Source organism: Burkholderia orbicola (assembly GCF_900100915.1).
GTDB lineage: Bacteria > Pseudomonadota > Gammaproteobacteria > Burkholderiales > Burkholderiaceae > Burkholderia > Burkholderia orbicola.
The window spans coordinates 2,985,009-3,010,236 of record NZ_FNKW01000001.1; the positions used below are offsets into that span (position 1 = coordinate 2,985,009).

24 protein-coding genes are annotated in these 25,228 nt (G+C 68.0%); 16 read left to right on the forward strand and 8 right to left on the reverse strand.

The features are described from left to right. The first annotated feature begins 85 nt into the window (after nucleotides 1–85). Both fdx and iscX read left to right on the forward strand, forming a co-directional pair. Nucleotides 86–427 (forward strand): ISC system 2Fe-2S type ferredoxin, encoded by a 342-nt coding sequence (gene fdx / locus BLS50_RS14265; protein ID WP_006478392.1) that lies wholly within the window; start codon nucleotides 86–88, stop codon nucleotides 425–427. 19 nt (nucleotides 428–446) lie between these two features. After that, nucleotides 447–656, forward strand: coding sequence for a Fe-S cluster assembly protein IscX (iscX, locus tag BLS50_RS14270; protein WP_006478393.1), 210 nt, complete (start codon nucleotides 447–449; stop codon nucleotides 654–656). Nucleotides 657–813: 157 nt separating this feature from the next. Here iscX and BLS50_RS14275 read toward each other — a convergent pair whose 3' ends face one another. The 5 genes from BLS50_RS14275 to BLS50_RS14295 form a co-directional block, all read right to left on the reverse strand. After that, a complete protein-coding gene (locus BLS50_RS14275) occupies nucleotides 814–1,542 on the reverse strand; it encodes a glycine zipper 2TM domain-containing protein (RefSeq protein ID WP_027813471.1) in 729 nt (242 codons plus the stop codon). Between the two features lie 347 nt (nucleotides 1,543–1,889). Next, nucleotides 1,890–3,416 (reverse strand): lysine--tRNA ligase, encoded by a 1,527-nt coding sequence (gene lysS, locus BLS50_RS14280; protein ID WP_006478395.1) that lies wholly within the window; start codon nucleotides 3,414–3,416, stop codon nucleotides 1,890–1,892. Between the two features lie 73 nt (nucleotides 3,417–3,489). Then, nucleotides 3,490–4,594 (reverse strand): peptide chain release factor 2 gene (prfB, locus tag BLS50_RS14285; protein ID WP_102961735.1). Its coding sequence is split into 2 segments (ribosomal slippage): nucleotides 3,490–4,512 and nucleotides 4,514–4,594, totalling 1,104 coding nucleotides; the frame shifts between segments, so codons are not numbered across the junction. A gap of 153 nt (nucleotides 4,595–4,747) precedes the next feature. Next, nucleotides 4,748–6,445, reverse strand: a complete 1,698-nt coding sequence (gene recJ, locus BLS50_RS14290; protein ID WP_011694323.1) for a single-stranded-DNA-specific exonuclease RecJ — start codon at nucleotides 6,443–6,445, stop codon at nucleotides 4,748–4,750. Nucleotides 6,446–6,459: 14 nt separating this feature from the next. Further along, a complete protein-coding gene (locus tag BLS50_RS14295; RefSeq protein WP_074802481.1) occupies nucleotides 6,460–7,536 on the reverse strand; it encodes a regulator in 1,077 nt (358 codons plus the stop codon). A 149-nt stretch (nucleotides 7,537–7,685) separates the two neighbouring features. Here BLS50_RS14295 and BLS50_RS14300 point away from each other — a divergent pair, with 149 nt between their 5' ends. The 9 genes from BLS50_RS14300 (at nucleotide 7,686) to ftsB (ending at nucleotide 18,728) form a co-directional block, all read left to right on the forward strand. Then, a complete protein-coding gene (locus tag BLS50_RS14300) occupies nucleotides 7,686–8,939 on the forward strand; it encodes a lipoprotein-releasing ABC transporter permease subunit (protein ID WP_074802482.1) in 1,254 nt (417 codons plus the stop codon). Nucleotides 8,940–8,997: 58 nt separating this feature from the next. Beyond that, on the forward strand, nucleotides 8,998–9,693 hold the full coding sequence (gene lolD, locus BLS50_RS14305; protein ID WP_034174517.1) for a lipoprotein-releasing ABC transporter ATP-binding protein LolD: 696 nt from the start codon (nucleotides 8,998–9,000) through the stop codon (nucleotides 9,691–9,693). A gap of 66 nt (nucleotides 9,694–9,759) precedes the next feature. After that, nucleotides 9,760–10,548: a TatD family hydrolase gene (locus BLS50_RS14310; RefSeq protein ID WP_074802483.1), complete on the forward strand. Its 789-nt coding sequence runs from the start codon at nucleotides 9,760–9,762 to the stop codon at nucleotides 10,546–10,548. 56 nt (nucleotides 10,549–10,604) lie between these two features. After that, entirely contained in the window at nucleotides 10,605–13,094 is a 2,490-nt protein-coding gene (locus tag BLS50_RS14315; RefSeq protein ID WP_074802484.1) for a DNA internalization-related competence protein ComEC/Rec2, read from the forward strand. Nucleotides 13,095–13,284: 190 nt separating this feature from the next. Next, nucleotides 13,285–14,130 (forward strand): alpha/beta fold hydrolase, encoded by an 846-nt coding sequence (locus BLS50_RS14320; RefSeq protein ID WP_074802485.1) that lies wholly within the window; start codon nucleotides 13,285–13,287, stop codon nucleotides 14,128–14,130. A 191-nt stretch (nucleotides 14,131–14,321) separates the two neighbouring features. Next, nucleotides 14,322–15,980, forward strand: a complete 1,659-nt coding sequence (locus tag BLS50_RS14325) for a CTP synthase (protein ID WP_006478404.1) — start codon at nucleotides 14,322–14,324, stop codon at nucleotides 15,978–15,980. Further along, a complete protein-coding gene (gene kdsA, locus BLS50_RS14330) occupies nucleotides 15,977–16,831 on the forward strand; it encodes a 3-deoxy-8-phosphooctulonate synthase (protein ID WP_006478405.1) in 855 nt (284 codons plus the stop codon). Before BLS50_RS14325 ends, kdsA begins: the two co-directional genes overlap by 4 nt. A gap of 106 nt (nucleotides 16,832–16,937) precedes the next feature. Next, nucleotides 16,938–18,221 (forward strand): phosphopyruvate hydratase, encoded by a 1,284-nt coding sequence (gene eno / locus BLS50_RS14335; protein WP_006478406.1) that lies wholly within the window; start codon nucleotides 16,938–16,940, stop codon nucleotides 18,219–18,221. A gap of 81 nt (nucleotides 18,222–18,302) precedes the next feature. Next, the gene (ftsB, locus tag BLS50_RS14340; RefSeq protein WP_011549473.1) at nucleotides 18,303–18,728 is read left to right on the forward strand and encodes a cell division protein FtsB; all 426 of its coding nucleotides are present in this window, start codon (nucleotides 18,303–18,305) and stop codon (nucleotides 18,726–18,728) included. Nucleotides 18,729–18,817: 89 nt separating this feature from the next. Here the strand turns inward: ftsB and BLS50_RS14345 are convergent, their stop codons facing one another. From BLS50_RS14345 to BLS50_RS14355, 3 genes are all read right to left on the reverse strand, one after another. Next, the gene (locus BLS50_RS14345; protein ID WP_074802814.1) at nucleotides 18,818–19,183 is read right to left on the reverse strand and encodes a hypothetical protein; all 366 of its coding nucleotides are present in this window, start codon (nucleotides 19,181–19,183) and stop codon (nucleotides 18,818–18,820) included. A gap of 138 nt (nucleotides 19,184–19,321) precedes the next feature. Beyond that, nucleotides 19,322–20,272 (reverse strand): Hsp33 family molecular chaperone HslO, encoded by a 951-nt coding sequence (hslO, locus tag BLS50_RS14350; RefSeq protein ID WP_012328811.1) that lies wholly within the window; start codon nucleotides 20,270–20,272, stop codon nucleotides 19,322–19,324. Nucleotides 20,273–20,302: 30 nt separating this feature from the next. Further along, entirely contained in the window at nucleotides 20,303–20,827 is a 525-nt protein-coding gene (locus BLS50_RS14355; RefSeq protein ID WP_006478410.1) for a gamma carbonic anhydrase family protein, read from the reverse strand. A gap of 143 nt (nucleotides 20,828–20,970) precedes the next feature. On the opposite strand from BLS50_RS14355, the gene BLS50_RS14360 reads away from it, so the two are divergent. The 5 genes from BLS50_RS14360 to BLS50_RS14380 all read left to right on the forward strand — a co-directional run bounded on the left by BLS50_RS14360 (nucleotide 20,971) and on the right by BLS50_RS14380 (nucleotide 25,221). Further along, complete coding sequence (locus tag BLS50_RS14360; RefSeq protein WP_176934202.1) at nucleotides 20,971–21,831, forward strand: ferritin-like domain-containing protein; 861 nt, start codon at nucleotides 20,971–20,973, stop codon at nucleotides 21,829–21,831. A gap of 173 nt (nucleotides 21,832–22,004) precedes the next feature. Then, nucleotides 22,005–22,895: an alpha/beta fold hydrolase gene (locus BLS50_RS14365; protein WP_006478412.1), complete on the forward strand. Its 891-nt coding sequence runs from the start codon at nucleotides 22,005–22,007 to the stop codon at nucleotides 22,893–22,895. 80 nt (nucleotides 22,896–22,975) lie between these two features. Further along, a complete protein-coding gene (locus BLS50_RS14370; protein WP_027805809.1) occupies nucleotides 22,976–23,806 on the forward strand; it encodes a 3',5'-nucleoside bisphosphate phosphatase in 831 nt (276 codons plus the stop codon). Nucleotides 23,807–23,878: 72 nt separating this feature from the next. Beyond that, nucleotides 23,879–24,511 (forward strand): L-threonylcarbamoyladenylate synthase, encoded by a 633-nt coding sequence (locus tag BLS50_RS14375; protein ID WP_006487045.1) that lies wholly within the window; start codon nucleotides 23,879–23,881, stop codon nucleotides 24,509–24,511. Between the two features lie 47 nt (nucleotides 24,512–24,558). Further along, a complete protein-coding gene (locus BLS50_RS14380; RefSeq protein ID WP_011549479.1) occupies nucleotides 24,559–25,221 on the forward strand; it encodes a site-2 protease family protein in 663 nt (220 codons plus the stop codon). Nucleotides 25,222–25,228: the final 7 nt, after the last annotated feature.

Sequence of the window (25,228 nt, forward strand, 5' to 3'; positions counted from 1 at the left end):
CCACGAACCGCGCATCGGCCGGCAACGGCCCGCGCGATGATGAACGTGCGGCGCGCGGCGCCGCACCCTGACTGACGGAACGAACATGCCTCAACTGGTGGTGCTGCCTCACGTCGAACTGTGCCCGGACGGCGCGGTGATCGACGCGACGCCCGGCAAGAGTATCTGCGACAACCTGCTCGATCACGGCATCGAGATCGAACATGCATGCGAGAAGTCGTGCGCATGCACGACGTGCCACGTGGTGATCCGCGAAGGCTTCAACGATCTGACGCCGTCCGAGGAGGACGAGGACGATCTGCTGGACAAGGCGTGGGGCCTCGAGCCGACGTCGCGCCTGTCGTGCCAGGCGATCGTGAAGGAAGATTCGGACCTGGTGGTCGAGATCCCGAAGTACTCGATCAACCACGCGAAGGAAAATCACTGACAGGAACCGGAGGCAGGCGATGAAATGGACCGATTCGCGTGAAATAGCCATTGCGCTGGCGGACAAGCACCCGGACATCGACCCGCAGCGGATCAACTTCGTCGACCTGCGCCAGTGGGTGCTCGAGCTCGACGGCTTCGACGACGATCCAACGCATTCCGGCGAGAAGATCCTCGAGGCGATCCAGGCACACTGGATCGACGAATCGGATTTCGACGACGAGGACTGATCGCCCCCGACCCGAACGGCCACGGCGTGCGCTGCAACGGTGCACGCCGCGTCAATGAAAAACGGCTCGTGAGCGTTTGCTCGCGAGCCGTTTTCGTTTTGGGCGACGCCGCGCACGACGTGCGGGCAGCGGGACGCCGGCGACTACACGATCAGCTTCAAGCGCCGACCAGCGTGCCGTTCTCGATCCGCACGCGCTGGCCCTGGCCGAACGGCGGCGGGTTGTGGTACGTGAACGTGCGCGTCGCGCCGCTTTCCATCTGCACTTGCACCTGATAGTCGGTTTCCGCGCGGACCTGTTTCTCGACCTGGTTGCCGGCGAGACCGCCGCCCAGCGCGCCGATGATCGTCATCGCGGTGCGGCCGTTGCCGTTGCCGAACTGGTTGCCGAGCAGGCCACCGGCCGCTGCGCCGCCCACGGCGCCGATCCCCGAGCTCTGGCCCGGCGTGCGCGTTTGCGTGATCGCGACGACCGTACCGCAGCTCTGGCAGTAGGCTTGCGCCGGCGCCGACGGCTGCTGCGCGTATTGCGGCGGCTGCGGCGCGGTCGTGTGGCGGCGGTGCGGCGCGGCCGGGCGCGGCGCCGGCTTCGGCTCGGCCTGCGCGACGGCGGCCTTCTGCTGCGCGGCGGCCTGTTCCGCGGCCTGCCGCTGCGCTTGCGCGGCCAGCGCGGCACTGGCGGCCGCGGCCGTATCGACGGCCGGCTGCGACGCGATCAGCGCGGCCTGGGTCTGGCCGTTCTGTTCATTGCTGCTGGTGGCTTTCGGGAAGACGCCCGTGATCGCTGCCGTCGCCGCGAGGCTGGCGACGATGACGGCGCCCGCTGCGGTGGCGATCAGCGGGTGGAGGCGTTGCTTTTGCGGCGTGGTCTGAGTCTGGTTGTCCATTTTTTTCTCCAAGGTCGATCCGCATCGGCGCGCTGCGCCGGAGCAGGATCCCACGCTCGGGAGCGAGCAGACTCGGCGTTCCGGCGCCTCGTTCTGGTCCCGTGGTCATGCGTGGTGACGCAACAGGAGTGTCGTCCACGGCCCAGCGGCGCGCCGTATCAAGGTGTAACGAATTGCAGCGCGGGATCAACGCTTGCTACCGGGAAAACCCGGAGAAGGGCGTCGCGACAAGGGAATAAAACAGGGGAGGATCGAAGGCCGGCAGACGCCGGCTGGCGGGATTTACGCGTCGTTACAAAGCCGACGCGTGCGCGCCACGGGGCGCGGCGCACACGCGGTCGCGGCCGTCAGTCTTCGCGGCGCAGATGCGGGAACAGCAGCACGTCGCGGATCGTCGGGCTGTCGGTCAGCAGCATCACGAGACGGTCGATGCCGATCCCGCAGCCGCCGGTCGGGGGCATCCCGTATTCGAGCGCGCGGATGTAGTCGGCGTCGAAGAACATCGCTTCCTCGTCGCCCGCGTCCTTCTGCTCGACCTGCTTCTTGAAGCGCGCGGCCTGGTCTTCCGGATCGTTCAGCTCCGAGAAGCCGTTCGCGATCTCGCGGCCGGTCATGAACAGCTCGAAACGCTCGGTGATGCCCGGCACCGTATCCGATGCGCGTGCGAGCGGCGACACCTCGACCGGGTAGTCGATGATGAACGTCGGCTCCCACAGCTGCGCTTCGGCCGTTTCCTCGAACAGTGCGAGCTGCAGCGCGCCGATGCCGGCGTTCAGGAACGCCGGCTGCGACACGTCGACGCCGAAGCGCTTCAGTTCGGTGCGCAGGAACGCGTCGTCCGACAGCTGGCCGTCGGTGTAGTCCGGTGCGTACTTCTGGATCGCCTGCGTGATCGTCAGGCGATGGAACGGCTTCGCGAGGTCGAGCTCACGGCCCTGATACTGGATCGTCGCGGTGCCGAGCGCGTCGATCGCCGCCTGGCGGATCAGTTGTTCGGTGAAGTCCATCAGCCAGCGGTAGTCGGTGTACGCGGCGTAGAACTCCATCATCGTGAATTCCGGATTGTGACGCGGCGACACGCCTTCATTCCGGAAATTGCGGTTGATCTCGAACACGCGCTCGAAGCCGCCGACGATCAGGCGCTTCAGGTACAGCTCCGGCGCGATGCGCAGGAACATCTGCATGTCGAGCGCATTGTGATGCGTGACGAACGGCTTCGCGGCCGCGCCACCCGGGATCGGGTGCAGCATCGGCGTCTCGACTTCCATGAAGTCGGCGTTGTCCATGAACTTGCGGATCGACGCGATCGTCTTCGTGCGGGCGCGGAACGTGTCGCGCGTTTCCGGCGTGACGATCAGGTCGACGTAGCGCTGGCGGTAGCGCATTTCCTGGTCGGACAGGCCGTGGAACTTGTCCGGCAGCGGGCGCAGCGCCTTCGACAGCAGGCGCAGCTCCTTGCACTGGACCGACAGCTCGCCCTTGTTGGTGCGGAACAGCACGCCGCGCGCGGCGACGATGTCGCCGAGGTCCCACTTCTTGAACGCGTCGTAGGTGTCGGCGCCGACGTCGTTCGGCGTCACGAAGAACTGGATCTGGCCCGAGCCGTCCTGCACCGTCGCGAAGCTCGCCTTGCCCATCACGCGCTTGAGCATCATGCGGCCGGCCACCGACACCTCGACCGGGTTCGCTTCGAGCGCGGCCTTGTCCGAATCGGCGAATTTGGCCTGCAGGTCGGCTGCGTGGTGCTCGGGGCGGAAATCGTTCGGGTAGGCGACGCCTTGCTCGCGCAACGCGCGCAGCTTCTCGCGGCGCTCGGCGATGATCTGGTTTTCGTCCGCCGTGACGGCGGGCTGCGTTTGGGTCGGTTCGGTCATGATGGTCGGAATTCGGAGTGGGGTGCGGCAACGCAAACGGAAAGGGCGGCGCGGGCCGGCCGCGCCGCGGCGCTTACACGCCCTGTTTGAGGCTCGCGCTGATGAAGTCGTCGAGGTCGCCGTCGAGCACCGCCCGCGTGTTGCTCATTTCGACGTTCGTGCGCAGGTCCTTCACGCGGCTCTGGTCGAGCACGTACGAGCGGATCTGGTGGCCCCAGCCCACATCGGTCTTGCTCGATTCGAGCTTGTCCTGCTCGGCCTGGCGCTTGCGCATTTCGACTTCGTACAGGCGCGACTTCAGCATCGCCATCGCTTCGGCGCGGTTGCGGTGCTGCGAGCGGTCGTTCTGGCACTGCACGACGATGCCCGTCGGCATGTGCGTGATCCGCACCGCGGAGTCGGTCTTGTTGATGTGCTGGCCGCCCGCGCCCGACGCGCGGTACGTGTCGATGCGCAGGTCGGCCGGGTTGATCTCGACTTCGATCGAGTCGTCGATTTCCGGATAGACGAACACCGACGAGAACGACGTGTGGCGGCCGCCCGACGAGTCGAACGGCGACTTGCGCACGAGGCGGTGGATGCCCGTTTCGGTGCGCAGGAAGCCGTACGCGTATTCGCCCGTGACCTTGACCGTCGCGTTCTTGATGCCGGCGACGTCGCCGTCGGACTCTTCGAGCACTTCCGCCTTGAAGCCCTTGCGCTCGCAGTAGCGCAGGTACTGGCGCAGCAGCATCGACGCCCAGTCGCATGCCTCGGTGCCGCCGGCGCCGGCCTGGATGTCGATGAAGCAGTTGTTCGGATCGGCCGGGTTCGAGAACATCCGGCGGAATTCGATGTCGCCGACGCGCGCTTCGAGTTTCGCGGCGTCGTCTTCGGATGCGAGAAGGGTGTCTTCGTCGCCTTCCTCGCGGGCCAGCTCGAACAGGTCGAGCGCATCGCGCAGGTCGCTATCGAGCGCGGTGAGCGTCGTGACGACGCCTTCGAGCAGCTTCTTCTCGCGGCCGAGTGCCTGGGCGTTCTTCGAATCGTTCCAGACGTTCGGGTCTTCGAGTTCCTTGTTGACTTCGGTCAGACGCGCAGCTTTGGCGTCGTAGTCAAAGATACCCCCGAAGCTCGCCCGCGCGATTGCGCAGGTCGAGCAGGGAGCTTTCGATCGCGTTGAGACGTTCCGCTTCCATGATCGTTCGCTGTTCCGGCTTCGTAAAAAAGCGGAATTATAGCTGATCGGGAGGGTTGCCCGGTGACGCAAACGGTGCCCGCACGCGTGTCGGCGGCCCCGTCCGGCGCGGCGCGCACGCGTGCGGCGGCGCGTCGCGGCGCGGTCGGCCCGCTCAGCCGGCCGCGTGTTCGACGATCAACTGGACGCGCGTGACGCCGTTCCACGTGTCGGCGACGAGCCGGTACGCGACCAGCGCGCTCGCCGGCAGCGGCTCGGTGTGGTTGAACCAGATCGCGTTGAAGCGCTGGCGGCCGCGCGCCAGCTGCAGCTTCAGGTGCTTTTCCTTCACGAGCGACTGCGACACGACGTCGAATTCGCCCGAGAAAAGCGGGGCCGGAAAGCCTTGCCCCCACACGGCTTCGTCGAGCAGGCCGACGAACTGCGGCGTGAAGTACGCGTCCTCGAGTTCGCCGTCGGTCTCGATCACGCGGGCGAGCGCATCGTCGGACAGCCATTCGCGCGCGACGGCCTCGAACGCGGCCGCGAAGCGCGGCACGTTGTCGGTGTCGAGCGTGAGGCCGGCCGCCATCGCGTGGCCGCCGAACGCGACGATCAGGTCCGGTTCGCGCTTCGACACGAGGTCGAGCGCGTCGCGCAGGTGGAAGCCGGCGATCGATCGGCCGGAACCCTTGACCCGTCGGCCTTCGTCATCGGCGTGCGCGAACGTGAACGACGGACGGTGGAATTTCTCCTTGAGCCGGCCGGCGACGATGCCGATCACGCCCTGGTGCCACGCGGGATTGAACAGCGTGATCGTGCACGCGTCGGCCGGATCGACGTCGGCGAGATCGGCGAGCGCCTGCTGCTGCATGCCGGCCTCGATTTCGCGGCGCTCGCGGTTCATCACGTCGAGCTGTTGCGCGAGATCCCACGCGCGGCCGATGTCGTCGGTGATCAGGCATTCGATGCCGAGCGACATGTCGGACAGCCGCCCGGCGGCGTTCAGGCGCGGGCCGAGGCCGAAGCCGAGGTCGAAGCCCGACGCGGTGCGCGCTTCGCGCGCGGCGGCGCGGAACAGCGCGGCGATGCCCGGCTGCATGCGGCCGTTGCGGATGCGCTGCAGCCCCTGCGCGACCAGCACGCGGTTGTTGCCGTCGAGCCGCACGACGTCGGCGACGGTGCCGAGCGCGACGAGGTCGAGCAGGCCGTCGAGGCGCGGCTCGGCTTCCTTGCTCGCGAACGCGCCGCGGCGGCGCAGCTCGGCGCGCAGCGCCAGCAGCACGTAGAACATCACGCCGACGCCGGCGAGGTGCTTGCTCGGGAATGCGCAGCCGGGCTGGTTCGGGTTGACGATCGCGCGCGCGGCGGGCAGCGCGTCGCCGGGCAGGTGGTGGTCGGTCACGAGCACGTCGATGCCGCGCGCGTTCGCGGCTTCGACGCCGGCGACGCTCGCGATCCCGTTGTCGACGGTGATCAGCAGGTCGGGCTTGCGCGCGGCCGCGAGCTCGACGATCTCGGGCGTGAGGCCGTAGCCGTATTCGAAGCGGTTCGGCACCAGGTAGTCGATCTGCGCGCCGAACATCCGCAGGCCGCGCACCGCGACCGCGCAGGCGGTCGCGCCGTCGCAGTCGTAGTCGGCGACGACCAGCAGGCGCCGCTTGTCGGCGATCGCGTCGGCGAGCAGCACCGCCGCATCGGCGCAGCCTTTCAGCTCGGTGGGCGGCACGAGGCGCGCGAGCGCGGTCTCGATGTCGACGGGCGACTGCACGCCGCGCGACGCGTACAGGCGCGCGAGGACGGGGTGCAGACCGTGGCGCGCAAGCGCTTCGGCGTCGGCGGGCGCGACGGGGCGGGTAACGATCCGGGTCATTCGGGGTCTGCTGGTTATTCGAACAGGGAGGCAAGCGCGCGGCGGCGCCAGAACTTGCGCAGATCGCCGCGCGCCGCGTGCAGCGTCACGGAGCTCGTGTCGCCGCACAGCGTGACATCGACGCTCGCCAGTTCGCCGTTCCGCAGCGCGGCGAGCGCCGGCGCGAACCAGTCGCGCTCGAGCGCGGCGAGCCCGTCGTGCCAGCGCGCCCAGTCCTGCTCGATGAACGGGGTGGTCAGCGCCGGCAGGTCGACGAGCGTCGCGCCGTCGGCGGCAGGCAGCGCGCCGAATGTCGCAGGCGGCTTGCCGGCTTCGATTTGCGCGGCGCGCGCGAGGCCGAGCGCGGCGGGCGACGCCGACAGCACGCGCGCGAACGGCTTGCCGACCGGCTTCAGCGTGCCCTGCGCATGGAACCAGACCGAATTGACGGCCGGCAGCCCACGCGCCTCGCGGGCTTCGTTGACCGGATGCTGGAACCACGCCATCTGCACTTCGTTCTGCAGTTTCATCCACATCCGCGAGCGCTCGCCCGTATGCGCCTCGTGCGGCAGCCAGATCTCGATGTTGCGGCCGCTGGCGCGCAGCGGCGCGGCGCCGGCGAGGCGCGCGAGCTGCTCGCTCGACAGATACCAGCGCGCCGGGTTCGGCGCTTCGAGCCGTACGCCCAGTTCCTCGATCAGCGGTCGTGCGACCGCGAGCAGCGCGGCCGCGTCGCCGTCGTCGAGCGCGAGGGCGGCCGGATCGACGAGCACCAGGTGATCGTGCGCGATTTCGACGTGCACGGGCTCGACGCACGCCCACGCGTGCGTGCTGGGGTCGCCGCCGTCGGCCAGCAGCATGTAGGGCGCGAGCGGCGCCTCGTCCGCGGCATTGCCCTGCGTGGCGCCGAACCGGCTGGCCAGCCAGCGCTCGTGCGGCAGCGTGCGCTGGAAGTCCTCGCCGGCCACGCGCTCGACGAGGCTCGCGCGGGCGAGCAACTTCTGGAGCGCGGGGCTGTCCAGCGTGTGCAGGGACGAGGCCGCATCGGCCGCCGACGGCAGCGCGAACGGAACGAGAAAATGGAGGCGTCGGTCGTGCATGATGGTGCGCATTGTATGGCAAACTGCGCGCGTGATCGGGCCGGCTGACGGCCCGTTCGCGTCCGGCGGCCGTTTTTCGACCGTGCCCGGGCTGCCGGCCGCCACCCGGCGGCGGTCCGGCCGCGGCGCGCCTCCCGCCGTAACCAGCAGAAAGGATTCGCTTGAAACTTCCGTACGAATGGCAGATCGGCTGGCGCTACACGCGCGCCGGCAAACGCACGACCGGCAACGGCTTCATTTCCTTCATCGCGCTCGTGTCGATGCTCGGGATCGCGCTCGGCGTCGCGGCGCTGATCGTCGTGCTGTCAGTGATGAACGGCTTCCAGAAGGAAGTGCGCGACCGCATGCTGTCGGTGCTCGCGCACGTCGAGGTGTTCTCGCCGACGGGGTCGATGCCCGACTGGCAACTGACCGCAAAGGAAGCGCGCCGCAATCCGTCGGTGATCGGCGCCGCGCCGTACGTCGACGCGCAGGCGCTGCTCACGCGCCAGGACGCGGTGAGCGGCGTGATGCTGCGCGGCGTCGAGCCGTCGCTCGAGCCGCAGGTGTCCGACATCGGCAAGGACATGAAGGCCGGCCAGCTCGGCGCGCTCGTGCCGGGCCAGTTCGGCATCGTGCTCGGCGACGCGCTCGCCGGCAACCTCGGCGTGACGGTCGGCGACAAGGTCACGCTCGTCGCGCCCGAAGGCTCGATCACGCCGGCCGGCATGATGCCGCGCCTGAAGCAGTTCACGGTGGTCGGCGTGTTCGAATCGGGCCACTACGAATACGACAGCACGCTCGCGATGATCAACATCCGCGACGCCGAGGCGCTGTTCCGGATGAGCGCGCCGACCGGCGTGCGGCTGCGGCTCACCGACATGCAGAAGGCGCCGCAAGTCGCGGTCGAGCTGTCGCATACGCTGTCGGGCAGTCTGTACATTCGCGACTGGACCCAGCAGAACAAGACGTGGTTCTCGGCCGTGCAGATCGAGAAGCGGATGATGTTCATCATCCTCACGCTGATCATCGCGGTGGCCGCGTTCAACCTCGTGTCGTCGCTCGTGATGACGGTGACCAACAAGCAGGCGGACATCGCGATCCTGCGCACGCTCGGCGCGCAGCCGGGCTCGATCATGAAGATTTTCGTCGTGCAGGGCGTGACGATCGGCTTCGTCGGCACCGCGTCCGGCGTCGCGCTCGGCTGCCTGATCGCGTGGAGCATCCCGTGGCTGATCCCGATGATCGAGCACCTGTTCGGCGTGCAGTTCCTGCCGCCGTCGGTGTATTTCATCAGCGAGCTGCCGTCCGAACTCGTCGCGAGCGACGTGATCCGGATCGGGCTGATCGCGTTCGCGCTGTCGGCCGTCGCGACGCTCTATCCGAGCTGGCGCGGCGCGAAGGTGAAGCCGGCGGAGGCGCTCCGCTATGAATGACCGCGCGGCCGCATTCGCGGATTCACGACAACAACACAACAGACAGGATTCGGCAGGTATGCAGGAATACGTGCTTCAGGCGCGCGGGATCACGAAAGCGTTCGTGCAGGGCGGCTTCAACGTGCAGGTGCTCAACAACACCGAGCTGACGGTGCGGCGCGGCGAGAAGCTCGCGGTCGTCGGCGCGTCGGGCTCCGGTAAGAGCACGCTGCTGCACGTGCTGGGCGGCCTCGACGAGCCGAGCGCCGGCGAAGTATCGCTGCTCGGCAAGCCGTTTACGCAACTCGCCGAACGCGAGCGCAACGAGCTGCGCAACCGCGCGCTCGGCTTCGTCTACCAGTTCCACCACCTGCTGCCCGAGTTCACCGCCCTCGACAACGTCGCGATGCCGCTGCGCATCCGCCGGATGACCACCGAGGACGCGCGCGAGCAGGCACAGGCGATGCTCGAACGCGTCGGTCTCGGCCCGCGGGCGAAGCACCGGCCGGGCGAGCTGTCGGGCGGCGAACGGCAGCGCGTCGCGATCGCGCGTGCGCTGGTCACGAAGCCCGCGTGCGTGCTCGCCGACGAGCCGACCGGCAACCTCGACGGCACGACGGCCGACACGGTGTTCAACCTAATGCTCGAACTGTCCGAGACGCTCGAAACGAGTTTCGTGATCGTCACGCACGACCCCGATCTCGCCGCGCGTTGCGACCGCATCATGCGGCTGCGCGACGGGGTGCTGCACGAGGAGCCGGCGCTGCCGGTGTAAAAAAGCCACGCCGTTGGCCGGCCGCCGGTTCGTCGCGGCACGGCGCAACGACGCAGGACCGCTGCCATGTGGATCGACACGCACTGCCATCTCGATGCCGCCGAGTTCGACGTCGACCGCGACGCGGTTGCGCAGGCTGCGCACGCGGCCGGTGTGTCGCGCATCGTGATCCCGAGCATCGGGCGCGACAACTTCACGACGGTGCGCGAACTCGCGCAGCGCACGCCGGGCGCAGCGTACGCGCTCGGTATCCATCCGATGTATACGCCGCAGGCGCGCGACGAGGATCTCGACCGGCTGCGCATGGAGATCGAGGCCAGCCTCGACGATCCGCGTTTCGTCGCGATCGGCGAGATCGGGCTCGACTATTTCGTGCCGGGGCTCGACGAAGACCGGCAGCAATTCTTCTACCAGGGCCAGCTCCGGCTGGCGCGGGAATTCGACCTGCCGGTGCTGTGTCACGTGCGCAAGTCGCAGGACCGCGTGCTGGCCGGGCTGCGCCGTTTCGGCGTGCGGCGCGGCATCGCGCATGCGTTCAACGGCAGCTTCCAGCAGGCCGAAGCGTATCTGGCGCAGGGCCTCCATCTCGGCTTCGGCGGCAACGTTACCTTCGCGCGTGCGCGGCAGATCCGCCGGCTCGCCACCGAGTTGCCGCTCGACGCGCTCGTCGTCGAAACCGACGCGCCCGACATCGCGCCCGAATGGGCATACAAATCCCGCAATACGCCCGACCAGGTGCCGCGCATCGGCGCCGTGCTCGCCGAATTGCGCGGGCTCGATACTGGCGAATTGGCCGTACGCACTTCGGCTAACGCGCTCGCCGCGCTGCCGCGACTCGCACTTTCGTCCGCATAATCGTTGCCGGAAGGCGCCGTATTGGCGGGGTGGCGCCGGGTCGACGAGGAGGCGGAATGCGCGTGGGGTGGATCGCGTTCGCGCTCGGCGTCGTCGTGCTGCAGCGGCAGGCGGCGTTGCCGGGGGCGATCGCATGGACGGCCGGAGCAGCCGTGCTCGCGGGCTGTGCGGCGCTCGGTGTGAGGTGCGTGCGCTGGCCGCGCACGCGTGCGGTCGTTGCATGCGGATGGATGCTGTGGACGCTCGCGGCCAGCGTCGCGGGGTTCGGCTATGCGGCCGCGCGAGCCGAATGGCGCTTGAGCGACAGCCTGCCGGCGGAATGGGAAGGGCGCGACATCGTCGTCACGGGCGTGATCCGCGGGTTGCCCGTCGTCGATGAAACGGGCGCGCGGCTGCTGTTCTCGGTCGAATCGAACGATGCGGGGCTCACCCGTTTTCCGCCATTGATCCGGTTGTCGTGGCGCGCGTATGGCGCAGCCGCGACACGCGATACGCTTCCCGATTTGCGGGCGGCCCAGCGCTGGCGTTTCGTCGTGCGTCTCAAGCGTCCGCATGCCGAGGCCAATCCCGGCGTGCGCGACAGCGAGGCGGCGTGGCTCGCCGCGGGCATTCGTGCGATCGGCTATGTCAGTGCGCCGCGCCGGGCGGTATTGCTCGATGCGCGCGCATCCGGATGGCGTGCATCGATCGATCGGGTGCGCGACACGCTGCGCGCACGCATCGGTGACGTGCTCGGTGCCGATGCAGCGCACCGCGGCATCGTCGCCGCGCTGGCGATCGGCGACCAGTCGGGCATCGGCGACGACGACTGGCGCGTCCTGCGCAATACGGGCACGAGCCATCTGGTCGCGATTTCCGGTCTCCATGTCGGGCTGGTCGGCGCGATCGCCGGTTGGCTCGTGTCGATGGTCTGGCGCCGCGTGCGCTGGCGCGCGCGGGCCGCGACGCTCGTGGTGCCGGCGCCGTACGCGGCCGCGCTTGCGGCGCTGGTTGCCGCCGCGGGCTACGCCGCGCTCGCCGGTTTCAACGTGCCGGCGCAGCGCGCGTGGTGGATGATCGCGGGCGGCGGCGTCGCGTATCTGGCCGGCCGCAGCGTGCCGACGTCCGCGGTGCTGTGCGCGGCGCTCGGCGGCGTGCTGCTCGCCGATCCGTGGGCCGTGCTGTCGGCCGGGTTCTGGCTGTCGTTCGGCGCGGTCGCCGTGATCCTGCTGGCCATTGCCGGCTGGCGCCCGGTGCGCGAGGTCGACGATATCGATGAAGCGGGTGCGGAAGGCGGCACGACCGGCCTGCGGAGCCGGTTGCGCGGGTGGGCGACGCGCGGCCGGCGCCGCCTCGCCGAGGCGACGCGCGTGCAGTACGCGGTGACGATCGGGCTCGCGCCGCTCACCGCCGCGTGGTTCGCGCAGGTTTCCCTGTCGGGCCCGTTCGGCAATGCGTTCGCGATTCCGTGGGTCAGCTCGGTCGTGACGCCGGTCGTGCTGGCCGGCATCGCGTTGCCGCCGCCGCTCGATGCGGCGGCCTTCCGGCTTGCGCATGCGGCGCTCGCGCCGATGATGACGCTGCTCGGGCACCTGGCCGACTGGCCGGCCGGCGTGTTCTGGCTGCGCATGCCCGACTGGCCGGTGCTGGCGCTCGCATGCGTTGGCGTCGCGTGGGCGCTGATGCCGCGCGGCTGGCCGTTGCGCTGGGCAGCGCCGCTCACGTGGCTGCCGCTGGTCGCGCCGGCGCCCGATGCGCCGCCGCCCGGCGGCTTCCGGATGACCGTGCTCGACGTCGGGCAGGGCGCGGCGGTGCTGGTCGAAACCGCGCGGCGGACCTTGCTGTTCGATGCTGGGCCGGGGGCGGAGTCGTCCCATGCCGGTACGCGGATCGTCGCGCCGGCGTTGCGGGCGCGCGGCATCGCGACGATCGATTCGCTCGTGCTCAGTCATGCGGACGCCGATCACGCGGGCGGCGCACCGGCCGTCTATGCGGCCGCCGACGTGCGCCAGCTGCTGGCCGGCATTGCGCCGAAGAGCCGGCTGTGGCGCGACGCGGCAGCCGCGGGCGTGGCCGACCGGCTGCCCTGCGCGGCCGGGCAGCGCTGGACCTGGGATGGTGTCGCCTTCACGATGCTGTGGCCGCCGGGCGGGGTGGGCACGGGGTCGTCGAACGGGCAGTCGTGCGTGTTGCGCATCGATGCGGATGGCACGTCCGCGCTGCTGACGGGCGACATCGATGCGCGCGGCGAACGGCGGCTCGTGAATGACGCGCGCGACGCACTGGCCGCGCAGATCCTGATCGTTCCGCACCACGGCAGCCGCACGTCGTCGGTCGAGCCTTTCCTCGATTCGGTCGGGCCGCGCGTCGCGGTATTTCCTGTAGGCTATCGCAATCGTTTCGGGCATCCGCACCGGACCGTGCTGGCCCGCTACGAGGCGCGCGGGATTCCGCTGCCGCGCACCGATCGCGACGGCGCCGTGCGATTCGACGTCGCGCCGGCCGGCGGCGGGTTTGCCTTCGCGCGCTATCGCGACGAACGGCGCAGGTACTGGATGGACCGGTGAGCGCGGCGAAGGCCGCCGTATCGGGATGGAAAGCCCGGGGCCGGCGTGCCGTGCCGAGGCACGGTTCCGACAGAATACGAAGCATGGGACTGGCGTGAGAGCCAAAGCGCCAACGCCGGTCGACCGCGAAGCATGGGGTGGGAGTAAGTGCTGAAGCAGTAACTCCCGCCGACAAAGGAGACATCGGCGTTTGAAGGACATCCTCCACTTCTCGCATGCGAACGGCTTCCCGGCGTCGACGTACCGGACGATCTTCGCCGAACTGGCCGACGACTACGAGCTGCGCTACATCGAACGGATCGGCCACGACCGCCGCTACCCGGTGACGCGCGACTGGCCGCATCTCGTCGAGCAACTGCTCGACGACATCGGCAGCCGCTACGAGCGTCCGGTCTGGCTGGTCGGTCATTCGCTCGGCGGCTACCTGTCGCTGATGGCCGCGCTGAAGAAGCCGCAGTGGGTGCGCGGCGTCGTGATGATCGATTCGCCGATCATCGCGGGCTGGCGTGCCGGCGCGCTGCGCGCGAGCCAGTGGGCGGGGCTCGACGAGCGGCTGTCGCCGGCCGCGGCGACGCGCAACCGGCGCACCCGCTGGATGAGCCGCGACGAAGTCTGGCGGCACTTCCGCGAGAAGCCTGCGTTCGCGCGCTGGGACGAACGGATGCTGGCCGACTATATCGACTACGGGATTCCGCAGGCCGGCGCCGACGGCGAGCGCGCGCTCGCGTTCGACCGGCAGGTCGAATACCTGATCTACCGGACGCTGCCGCACACGCTCGGCCCGCGGCTCGCGCACGGCGCGCCGGTGCCGCTCGGCTTTCTCGCGGGCACGCGCTCGCGCGAGGTGCGGCAGGTCGGGCTCGATGCGACGCGCCGCGCGACGCGGGGGCGCATCGAATGGCTCGAGGGCAGCCACCTGTTCCCGATGGAGCGGCCGATCGAGACCGCCCGCGCATTGCAGCGGATGCTGAATTCGCTGAAGGCGGAAGAGGGCGGCGTTTCGCAGGCCGGCGCGCCGCTCGCGAAGCGCGCCTGACGTTTCGCCGGGCGGCTGGAACGCCCGCCGGCGCATGCGTGCGGCGCCGACCGGCCGGCCGGTTCGTACCGGCGCGCACGGCCGGCGCGGGTCGGCACGGGTCGGCCCGAACGGGGCGCGATCATCACGCCAATTGCTGAGAGAAGGGCGGGCTTTACGGTATAATCCGTTTTTCCCGCGAGCATCCAGCGATGACCAAATATGTTTTCGTCACCGGCGGCGTAGTTTCTTCCCTTGGCAAGGGCATTGCCGCCGCTTCCCTCGCCGCGATCCTCGAATCGCGCGGTCTGAAAGTCACCCTCCTCAAGCTTGATCCCTACATCAACGTCGACCCCGGCACGATGAGCCCGTTTCAACACGGCGAAGTGTTCGTGACGGAAGACGGAGCGGAGACCGACCTCGACCTCGGCCACTACGAGCGCTTCATCAGCACGAAGATGCGCAAGGCCAACAACTTCACGACCGGCCAGATCTACGAATCGGTGATCCGCAAGGAACGCCGCGGCGACTATCTCGGCAAGACCGTGCAGGTCATTCCGCACATCACGAACGAAATCCAGGCGTTCATCGAGCGCGGGGCCGCATCGGCCACCTGCGGCGAGCCGGACGTCGCGATCGTCGAGATCGGTGGCACGGTCGGCGACATCGAGTCGCTGCCGTTCCTCGAGGCCGCGCGCCAGATGAGCCTGCGCCTCGGCCGCAACAGCGCGTGCTTCGTGCACCTGACGCTCGTGCCGTACGTCGCGACGGCCGGCGAGCTGAAGACGAAGCCGACCCAGCACAGCGTGCAGAAGCTGCGCGAGATCGGCATCCTGCCGCACGTGCTGCTGTGCCGTGCGGATCGCCGCATCCCCGACGACGAATCGAAGAAGATCTCGATGTTCTCGAATGTGCCCGAAGACGCCGTGATCTCGGTGTGGGACGCCGACAGCATCTACAAGATTCCGCAGATGCTGCACGACCAGGGCCTCGACCGGATCATCTGCGAAGAGCTGAAGCTGTCGCCGAAGGACGCCGACCTGAGCATGTGGTCGGCGCTCGTCGAGAAGCTCGAGAACCCGAAGCAGGAAGTGACGATCGGCATGGTCGGCAAGTACGTCGACCTGACCGAGTCGTACAAGTCGCTGATCGAGGCGCTGCGCCATGCGTCGATCCACACGTCGACCAAGGTCAACATCGAGTACATCGACTCGGAAGAGCTCGAGACCAACGGCGTCGACAGCCTGAAGCATCTCGACGCCGTGCTGGTGCCGGGCGGTTTCGGCCGTCGCGGCACGGAAGGCAAGATCGCCGCGGTTCGCTACGCGCGCGAGTCGAAGGTGCCGTACCTCGGCATCTGCCTCGGCATGCAGCTCGCGGTGATCGAATTCGCGCGCGACGTCGTCGGCCTGAAGCAGGCGAACAGCACGGAATTCGATCCGGACACGCCGGAGCGCGTGGTCGCGCTGATCACCGAATGGTACGACCGCGAAGGCAAGGTCGAGACGCGCACCGAGGAATCCGACCTCGGCGGCACGATGCGCCTGGGTTCGCAACGCTGCCCGATCAAGCCGGGCACGATGGCGGAAGAAATCTACGGCAAGGACGTGAACGAGCGCCATCGCCACCGTTATGAAGTCAATAACCGCTTCGTGCCCCAGCTCGAAGCCGGCGGCCTTATCATCAGCGCCCGTACCCCGAGCGAGGATCTGCCGGAAATGATGGAGCTGCCGCGTTCGATGCACCCGTGGTTCGTCGGCGTCCAGTTCCACCCGGAATTCACGTCCACGCCGCGTGACGGTCATCCTCTGTTCAAGTCGTTCGTCGAAGCGGCGCTTGCCAACAAGCAAGCGCGCGGAGTGCAAGCATGAAGCTGTGCGATTTCGAGGTCGGTCTCGACCAGCCTTTCTTCCTGATCGCGGGTACCTGCGTCGTCGAATCGGAGCAAATGACGATCGACACGGCGGGCCGCCTGAAGGAGATCTGCGAGAAGCTGAACGTTCCGTTCATCTACAAGTCGTCCTACGACAAGGCGAACCGCAGCTCGGGCAAGTCGTTTCGCGGCCTCGGAATGGACGAGGGGCTGCGGATTCTTGGCGAGGTGAAGCGTCAGCTCGGCCTGCCGGTGCTGACCGACGTGCATTCGATCGACGAGATCGAGCAGGTCGCGTCGGTCGTCGACGTGCTGCAGACGCCGGCGTTCCTGTGCCGCCAGACCGACTTCATCCATGCGTGCGCGCGCTCGGGCAAGCCCGTCAACATCAAGAAGGGCCAGTTCCTCGCGCCGCACGACATGAAGAACGTGATCGACAAGGCGCGCGACGCGGCGCGTGAGGCGGGGCTGTCGGAAGACCGCTTCATGGCGTGCGAGCGCGGCGTCTCGTTCGGCTACAACAACCTCGTGTCGGACATGCGTTCGCTCGCGATCATGCGCGAGACGAACGCACCGGTCGTGTTCGATGCGACCCACTCGGTGCAGTTGCCGGGCGGGCAGGGCACCAGCTCGGGCGGCCAGCGCGAATTCGTGCCGGTGCTCGCCCGTGCGGCGGTCGCGACGGGCGTCGCGGGCCTCTTCATGGAAACGCATCCGAATCCGGCCGAGGCGAAGTCGGACGGCCCGAACGCGGTACCGCTGAACCGGATGGGCGCGTTGCTGGAGACCCTCGTCACGCTCGACCAGGCGGTGAAGCGCAATCCGTTCCTGGAAAACGATTTCAATTAAAGATCGAATGAACCTTGCGACGGCTTCGCGCGTCTGTAGCGAAAGCGGTTCCGGCACGCACGCCGTCGCAGTTTGAAGAATCCATCGTCATTCTCAGAGGAAACCCATGAGTGCAATCGTAGATATCATCGGCCGCGAGATTCTGGATTCGCGCGGCAACCCCACCGTCGAATGCGACGTGCTGCTCGAATCGGGCACGATGGGCCGCGCGGCGGTGCCGTCGGGCGCGTCCACCGGCTCGCGTGAAGCGATCGAACTGCGCGACGGCGAAGCCGGCCGCTACAACGGCAAGGGCGTGCTGAAGGCAGTCGAGCACATCAACACCGAAATCTCCGAAGCCATCATGGGCCTCGACGCGTCGGAACAGGCGTTCCTCGACAAGACGCTGCTCGAGCTGGACGGCACCGACAACAAGTCGCGCCTGGGCGCGAACGCGATGCTGGCCGTGTCGATGGCCGTCGCGAAGGCCGCCGCCGAAGAGGCCGGCCTGCCGCTGTACCGCTACTTCGGCGGTTCGGGTGCGATGCAACTGCCGGTGCCGATGATGAACATCGTCAACGGCGGCGCGCACGCGAACAACAGCCTGGACATCCAGGAATTCATGATCGTTCCGGTCAGCCAGCCGACGTTCCGTGAAGCGCTGCGTTGCGGCGCGGAAGTGTTCCACGCGCTGAAGAAGATCCTGAGCGACCGCGGCATGAGCACGGCCGTCGGCGACGAAGGCGGTTTCGCACCGAACTTCGGCAGCAACGACGAGTGCCTGTCGACGATCCTGCAGGCGATCGAGAAGGCCGGCTACCGTGCGGGCGAAGACGTGCTGCTCGCACTCGACTGCGCGGCATCCGAGTTCTACCACGACGGCAAGTACCAGCTCGCCGGCGAAGGCCTGCAACTGTCGTCGGCCGAATTCACCGACTACCTCGCGACGCTCGCCGACAAGTTCCCGATCGTGTCGATCGAGGACGGCATGCACGAAAGCGACTGGGACGGCTGGAAGCTGCTGACCGACCGCCTCGGCAAGAAGGTGCAGTTGGTCGGCGACGACCTGTTCGTCACGAACACGCGCATCCTGAAGGAAGGCATCGAGAAGGGCATCGCGAACTCGATCCTCATCAAGATCAACCAGATCGGTACGCTGACCGAAACGTTCGCGGCGATCGAAATGGCGAAGCGCGCGGGTTACACGGCCGTGATCTCGCACCGCTCGGGCGAAACGGAAGATTCGACGATCGCGGACATCGCGGTCGGCCTGAACGCCGGTCAGATCAAGACGGGTTCGCTGTCGCGCAGCGACCGCATCTCGAAGTACAACCAGCTGCTGCGCATCGAGGAAGATCTCGGCGACATCGCAAGCTACCCGGGCAAATCGGCTTTCTATAACCTGCGCTAACGCGCTACTATCGGGTTCGTCATCTCGACGCCGCTCTGTGCCTGTGCGCGGAGCGGCGCTTCTTATATCTGCGTCTCTTACATGCGGCTTGTCACTGTCGTCCTGATTGCCTTGCTGGCGCTCATTCAGTACCCCCTATGGTGGGGACACGGCGGCTGGCTGCGGGTGCACGAATTGCGTCAGCAGCTCGACGACCAGCTTCAGAAGAACGCGGACGAGAAGCTGCGCAACGAGCGCACCGCGGGCGAAGTGCAGGATCTGCAGAGCGGCACCGCGGCGATCGAGGAGCGTGCGCGCTACGAGATGGGCATGGTGAAGGACGGCGAAGTATTCGTGCAGTTCGTGTCGCCGAATGCGCCGGCAGGGCCGGTGAACACCACGCCATCGAATACGTCGACGCGCGGCGCGGTTTCGGCCGCGCCGGTGCGGGTCGTGCCGAATCCGCAGTCGATCGCGAAGCCGTCGCGCCATCACGGCGGCGACAAGGGCAAGCCGGCGCATCACTGAGCGCGGTACGTCGAATCCATTGAAAAAGCGCGGGAAATGCCGCGCTTTTTTATTTCCTGCCAGTCGTCAATCGATCGGGCGACGCCCGCTCACCACCACCAGCCCGGGTAGCCGTAGCTGACGCCCGTGCCCCAGCGATTGCCCCATCCGCCGTAGTACCCGCCGTAGACCGTCACGGGCGGCGGCGAGTAATACGCCCACGCGCGCGCGGCCGCTTCGGCTGCTATCGCGCTGTTCTGTTCGCGCAGCACCTGCTGGTCGATCTCGTCGTAGCGCTTGCGTTCGGCGCTCGACAACACGGGTGGCTGGCCGCCCGACGCGCCCGGTTCGGGCAGGCGGCTCAGGATCGTGGAAGTCGGCGGCGGCATCGCGCAGCCGGCCAGCGCGAGCGTGCCGACGGCCATGCCCGTCAGGACGACGGTGCGGATGGTGAGCAAGGGGTGAGGGCGATTCATGTGTTTCTCCTGCAGCGCGCCGACCGTGGGAAAGCGGCTTGCGCCGAAGGCCGGGCCTTGGGCGCCTGAGCCGCGCGTGCGGCGCTCGTGCGTCATTATGCGCCCGTGCCGCGCCGGTGGCGGGCACGGGCGCATGGCTCAGTGACGCTGGTCGGTCGCGGGCGCGATGCCGGTTTCGACACCGGGTGCGGCAAACAGTTGCGCGACGTCGACCGGATCGAATTCGTAGCGCTGGTTGCAGAACTCGCAGTGGATCTCGACGTGGCCGCGCTCGACGATCACGCTGTCGACTTCTTCACGACCGAGCATGCGTAGCATCGCACCGACCTTCTCGCGCGAGCACGAACACTGGAAGCGCGTGCCGGCCGGTTCGAAGTGCTGCACGTTTTCCTGCCAGAACAGCCGGCGGAACACGACTTCCGGTTCGACTTCGAGCAGTTCCTTCGCGGACAGCGTGCCGCCGAGCGTGCACACGCGCTCCCACGTGTCGATATCGGTTTCGGCGTTGCGCGGCACGATGCCGCCGTCGCCCGGCAGCTTCTGCAGCAGCATGCCGACCGCGCGGTCGCGATCGGCTGCGAGCCACAGCCGCGTGTCGAGCTGCTCCGAGTGATGCATGTAGTGCTCGAGCACCTGCGACACGGATTCGAGCGGGCCGTCGACGCCGTTCAGCGGCACGATGCCTTGATACGGCTGCTGGCCCGGCAGCTTGTCGGCCGGATCGAGCGTGATCACGCAGCGGCCGTGGCCGCTCGCGTTGACGAGCGACGCGAAACTCGTGTCGTCGCTGATCGTCTGCGCGGCGTCGCCGGAGAACTTCGCGGTGGCCCGCATCGACAGATCGGACCCGCACTGGACGACCAGCATCTGGACCGGCCCGTCGCCGAAGATCTGCATGATCAGGGTGCCGTGAAATTTCAGGTTCGCGGACAGCAGCGCGCACGCGGCCATCATCTCGCCGAGCACCGTGCGCACCGGGGCAGGGTAGTCGCGGCGGGCGAGCACTTCCTGCCACGTGTTGCGCAGCGAAACGATCTCGCCGCGCACGGGCGCCGCATTGAACATGAATTTCTGTAACTGGTCGCTCACTCTTCTTCCTTGAAATCCGTACGAATCGAATCACCCGATCCGCACGAGTTGCTCCTTGAAATGCGCGCGTCGCTCGACATACGTCTTCGCGTTCGCGCGCAGCCGCGCGACGTCTTCGGCCGACAGCTCGCGCACGACTTTCGCCGGTGCACCGAGAATCAGCGAGTTGTCCGGGAACGTCTTGCCTTCCGTCACGACCGCGCCGGCACCCACCAGACAGTTGCGGCCAATGACCGCTCCATTCAAGACCACCGCCTGAATCCCGATCAGCGAACCTTCGCCGATCGTGCAGCCGTGCAGCATCGCCTGGTGCCCGATCGTCACGTTCTCGGCAATCGTCAGCGGAAAGCCGGGGTCGGTATGCAGGACCGCGCCTTCCTGGACGTTGCTGCCGGCGCCGACCGTGATCGTCTCGTTGTCGCCGCGAATCGTCGCGCCGAACCACACGCTCGCGTTTTCCTCGAGCACGACCTTGCCGATGATGGCCGCCGTATCGGCGACGAATACGCTTTCGTGGATCGTCGGGGCCGTCTCGCCCAGCTTGTAGATCGTCACGGAGTCTCCTTGTCTCTTCAATGATGGGCGCCGGTAGAATGGCGCGTCCGGTTTGCCCGGCGCCTGGCGCCGCGGAACAAACGCATATTGTAAACCGTCGCGTGCCGATGCTCCCGCGATGCGTACGCAAGGTGTCCCCGTTTATGAGCATGGAGTCTTCTTCTTTCGACCAGCCGCAGGCCTGTGTGCGCAGCGTGGCACTCGATGCGCTGCGTATTGCCGAGCCGGCGGCCAAGGCCGCGCGGGTGCGCGCGCTGCACGATGCGCTGCGCGCCGGGCAGGCGGCGATCGCGCCGGCGCTCCAATTGCGCGAACCGGCCGGTCTGCCGGGGCGCCCGGCGCGGCCCCTGCTGGTCGAGCCGCGCGAGCTGCAGCGGCGCAGCATGCGATCGCCCGAAGGGCGCGCCGTGCTGCTGCACGCGCTCGCCCATATCGAGTTCAACGCGATCAACCTGGCGCTCGACGCGGTCTGGCGCTTCGCGGACATGCCCGACGCGTTCTATGCGGACTGGCTGAAGGTCGCGGCCGAGGAGGCCTATCACTTCACGCTGCTGTCCGACCGGCTCGCCGACGGCTTCGGGCATGCGTACGGCGATTTTCCCGCGCATAACGGGCTATGGGAGATGTGCGAGCGGACCAAGGACGATGTGCTCGCGCGCATGGCGCTCGTGCCGCGCACGCTCGAGGCGCGCGGGCTGGACGCCTCGCCGCCGATCCGCGCGCGACTCGTGCAGGCGGGCGACGACGCGTCGGCCGCGATCCTCGACGTGATCCTGCGCGACGAAATCGGCCATGTCGCGATCGGCAACCGCTGGTTCCGCCATCTGTGCGACGCAGCCGGCCGTGACCCCGTGCCGACCTATCGGCAGCTCGCCGAGCAATACCACGCGCCGCGGCTGCGCGGCCCGTTCAATTTCGATGCGCGCCGCGATGCCGGCTTCGAGCAGGCCGAACTCGACGAACTGGCCGCGCAGGACGCGGCGGACGGGCGCACCGCGCATTAGCCAGCTCGCGTGCGGCTGCGTCCGGTGGGCCGCCTGCTTGCGCGCCCAATCGACAGCCTCTTTCCGCCTGGCGCCGTACGACCTCGCCGCTAGAGCGCTACCTCGATTGCCGGCCGCCTGAACCGGGGTGTCGCCGCTATAATCGAACGACCATTCTTTTTTTGGCGGCTGCGATGAGTGCCTCGAGTTCTGTTTCCGATTTCGTCACGGTGCGCGGCGTCCAGCTGCATGTGCGGCGCTGGGGCCGGCCCGATGCGCCGACGCTGTTCATGCTGCACGGCTGGATGGACGTCGCGGCGTCGTTCCAGTTCGTCGTCGATGCGCTCGCGGGCGACTGGCAGGTGATCGCGCCCGATGCGCGCGGCTTCGGGCTGTCCGACTGGCCGGTCGCGCGGCAGGGCGGCGGCCACTACTGGTTCCACGAATACCTGGGCGACCTCGATGCGCTCGTCGACCGCTACGCGCCGACCGGCGAGGTCAACCTGGTCGGACACAGCATGGGCGCGAACGTCGTGTGCCTGTATGCCGGCGCCCGGCCGGAACGCGTGCGCCGCGTGGTCGATCTCGAAGGGTTCGGGCTCGCGCCGGCCCGCGCCGAACAGGCGCCGCGCCGGCTGCGCGGCTGGCTCGACGAGCTGCGCGAGCCGCCCGCGTTGCGGCCATACGCATCCCTCGACGACGTGGCGGCGCGCCTGATCAAGACCAATCCGCGGCTCGATCCGCGCCGCGCCGCGTTTCTGGCCGCGCACTGGTCGAAACGCGGCGATGACGGCCTCTACCACCTGCTGGCCGATCCGGCGCACAAGATGCCGGGCCCGCTGCTGTACCGGCTCGACGAAGTGATGGCGACCTGGAAGCAGGTGCGCGCAAAGGTGCTGCACGTCGAGGCCGTCAATTCTCCGACGCTCGCGCACCTGGCCGGCGACATCCCGCTGCCCGAATTCAAGGCGCGCTTCAACGCGTTCCCCGACTGGCGCGAGAAGCTCATCGAGGATGCCGGCCACATGGTGCATCACGACCAGCCCGAGCAGATCGCGGCGTTGATCGAGGCGTTCTGCGCGTAGGCGCGTGGCGCCGCGGCAGGCAGGCGGGCGGCGCAATTGCCGCGTTGCAGTAGAATGAGGCCTTACCTGCCATGCCGACAATGAACGCCGATCTCCACTGCCATTCCAATGTTTCCGACGGGTTGCTGTCGCCTGCCGACGTCGCGCGCCGCGCGCATGCGGGCGGGGTGACCCTGTGGGCGCTGACCGACCATGACGAGATCGGCGGCCAGGCGGCGGCGCGCAGCGAGGCGGAAGCGCTCGGCATGCGCTACCTGAGCGGCGTCGAGATTTCGGTCACGTGGGCATCGCGCACCGTGCACATCGTCGGTCTGAACATCGATCCCGCCCATCCGGCGCTGGTCGACGGCCTGTATCGCACGCGCCACGGCCGTGCGGCGCGCGCGGTGGCGATCGCGGAGCAACTCGCGACGCTTGGCATCCCCGGCGCGTACGAAGGTGCACTCAAATACGTATCGAATCCCGACCTGATCTCGCGCACGCACTTCGCGCGTTTTCTCGTCGAGAACGGCCACGCTGAATCGACGTCGGACGTATTCGATCGCCTGCTCGGCGACGGCAAGCCCGGCTTCGTCCCGCATCGCTGGGCGTCCCTGTCCGACGCGGTTGGCTGGATTCGCGCGGCCGGCGGCGAAGCGGTGGTCGCGCATCCGGGCCGCTATCGCTATACGCCGGTCGAATTCGACGCGTTCTTCGGCGAGTTCATCGATCTCGGCGGCCGCGCGATCGAGGTCATCACGGGCAGCCATACGCCCGACCAGTACCGCGAATACGCGGACGTTGCGCGCCGCTTCGGCTTCGAAGTGTCGCGCGGCTCGGATTTCCACGCACCGGGCGAGGGCCGCATCGAGCTCGGCAGCCTGCCACCGTTGCCGCCCGACCTGACACCGGTCTGGGAGCGCTGGCTCTGACGCCGGGCGGCTTCGGCCCGCCCGCGTTGCCGTTGATGCGCACATCCGACTTCTCCCTCTTTACGTGTCCCCATGTCCCAGTTCTTCAGGATTCATCCGGATAATCCGCAGCCGCGCCTGATCAAGCAGGCGGTGGAGATCGTCAGCAAGGGCGGCGTGATCGCGATGCCGACCGATTCGAGCTATGCGCTCGCGTGCCATCTCGACGACAAGGATGCGGTCGAGCGCGTGCGGCGGATTCGCGGCCTCGACGAGAAGCAGCACCTGTCGCTGCTCGTGCGCGACCTGTCGGAGCTCGCCAACTTCGCGATGGTCGACAACCGCCAGTACCGGCAGATCAAGTCGGTGACGCCGGGCCCGTACGTGTTCATCCTGCAGGCGACGAAGGAAGTGCCGCGCCGGCTGTCGCACCCGTCGCGCAAGACGATCGGGCTGCGCGTGCCGGATCACGCGATCACGCTCGCGCTGCTGGAGTCGCTCGGCCAGCCGCTGCTCGGCACGACGCTGATCCTACCGCCGGACGACGAACCACTGAACGATCCCGAGGAAATCCGCACGCGGCTCGAGAAACAGGTCGACCTCGTGATCGACGGCGGCGCGTGCCCGCGCGAACCGTCGACGGTGATCGACCTGACCGGCGATGCGCCCGAACTCATCCGTGCGGGGCGCGGCGCGCTCGAACCGTTCGGACTCTCGGCCGCATGACCCGCGGTGTCATTTTTGCGCGAGTGCGCTTGTTACAATAACGCGATATGGATGCTTCCCTGATACAGACCATCGCCGTTTACGCGCTGCCCGTGATCTTCGCGATCACGCTGCACGAGGCCGCGCATGGCTACGCCGCGCGCCTGCTCGGCGACAACACCGCCTACGCGATGGGGCGCGTGTCGTTCAATCCGATGCGCCACATCGATCCGCTCGGCACGATCGCGATTCCGCTCGCGATGTACTTCCTGACCGGCGGCGCATTCCTGTTCGGCTATGCGAAGCCAGTGCCGGTGTCGTTCGGCAACCTGCGCAATCCGCGCTGGGGCAGCCTGTGGGTCGCGCTCGCGGGCCCGGCCTGCAACTTCGTGCAGGCGCTCGTCTGGGGCCTGCTGACCCTCGTGCTGCCGGCCGTCGGCGTCGACGAGCCGTTCTTCACGCGGATGGCGTTCGCCGGCGTCAGCGCGAACCTCGTGCTCGGCGTGCTGAACCTGTTCCCGCTGCCGCCGCTCGACGGCGGCCGCATCCTGGCGGCGCTACTGCCGACCCGACAATCGATCGCGCTGTCGCGCATCGAGCCGTACGGTTTCATCATCGTCCTCGTGCTCGTCACGACGGGCGTGCTGACGAACTTCTGGCTGCGTCCGCTCGTCAATGTCGGCTACGCCGTCCTGAGCGCCATCTTGTCTCCCTTCGCCTCGCTTTTCTAACGACAAT

Excerpts from the sequence above, each read along its gene's own strand:
- fdx (WP_006478392.1), top strand. The coding sequence starts at position 86 with ATGCCTCAACTGGTGGTGCTGCCTCACGTCGAACTGTGCCCGGACGGC.
- iscX (WP_006478393.1), top strand. The coding sequence starts at position 447 with ATGAAATGGACCGATTCGCGTGAAATAGCCATTGCGCTGGCGGACAAG.
- BLS50_RS14275 (WP_027813471.1), bottom strand. The coding sequence starts at position 1,542 with ATGGACAACCAGACTCAGACCACGCCGCAAAAGCAACGCCTCCACCCG.
- lysS (WP_006478395.1), bottom strand. The coding sequence starts at position 3,416 with ATGACCGAACCGACCCAAACGCAGCCCGCCGTCACGGCGGACGAAAAC.
- recJ (WP_011694323.1), bottom strand. The coding sequence starts at position 6,445 with ATGACCCGGATCGTTACCCGCCCCGTCGCGCCCGCCGACGCCGAAGCG.
- BLS50_RS14295 (WP_074802481.1), bottom strand. The coding sequence starts at position 7,536 with ATGCGCACCATCATGCACGACCGACGCCTCCATTTTCTCGTTCCGTTC.
- lolD (WP_034174517.1), top strand. The coding sequence starts at position 8,998 with ATGCAGGAATACGTGCTTCAGGCGCGCGGGATCACGAAAGCGTTCGTG.
- BLS50_RS14310 (WP_074802483.1), top strand. The coding sequence starts at position 9,760 with ATGTGGATCGACACGCACTGCCATCTCGATGCCGCCGAGTTCGACGTC.
- BLS50_RS14315 (WP_074802484.1), top strand. The coding sequence starts at position 10,605 with ATGCGCGTGGGGTGGATCGCGTTCGCGCTCGGCGTCGTCGTGCTGCAG.
- BLS50_RS14325 (WP_006478404.1), top strand. The coding sequence starts at position 14,322 with ATGACCAAATATGTTTTCGTCACCGGCGGCGTAGTTTCTTCCCTTGGC.
- kdsA (WP_006478405.1), top strand. The coding sequence starts at position 15,977 with ATGAAGCTGTGCGATTTCGAGGTCGGTCTCGACCAGCCTTTCTTCCTG.
- eno (WP_006478406.1), top strand. The coding sequence starts at position 16,938 with ATGAGTGCAATCGTAGATATCATCGGCCGCGAGATTCTGGATTCGCGC.
- ftsB (WP_011549473.1), top strand. The coding sequence starts at position 18,303 with ATGCGGCTTGTCACTGTCGTCCTGATTGCCTTGCTGGCGCTCATTCAG.
- BLS50_RS14345 (WP_074802814.1), bottom strand. The coding sequence starts at position 19,183 with ATGAATCGCCCTCACCCCTTGCTCACCATCCGCACCGTCGTCCTGACG.
- BLS50_RS14360 (WP_176934202.1), top strand. The coding sequence starts at position 20,971 with ATGAGCATGGAGTCTTCTTCTTTCGACCAGCCGCAGGCCTGTGTGCGC.
- BLS50_RS14365 (WP_006478412.1), top strand. The coding sequence starts at position 22,005 with ATGAGTGCCTCGAGTTCTGTTTCCGATTTCGTCACGGTGCGCGGCGTC.
- BLS50_RS14370 (WP_027805809.1), top strand. The coding sequence starts at position 22,976 with ATGAACGCCGATCTCCACTGCCATTCCAATGTTTCCGACGGGTTGCTG.
- BLS50_RS14375 (WP_006487045.1), top strand. The coding sequence starts at position 23,879 with ATGTCCCAGTTCTTCAGGATTCATCCGGATAATCCGCAGCCGCGCCTG.
- BLS50_RS14380 (WP_011549479.1), top strand. The coding sequence starts at position 24,559 with ATGGATGCTTCCCTGATACAGACCATCGCCGTTTACGCGCTGCCCGTG.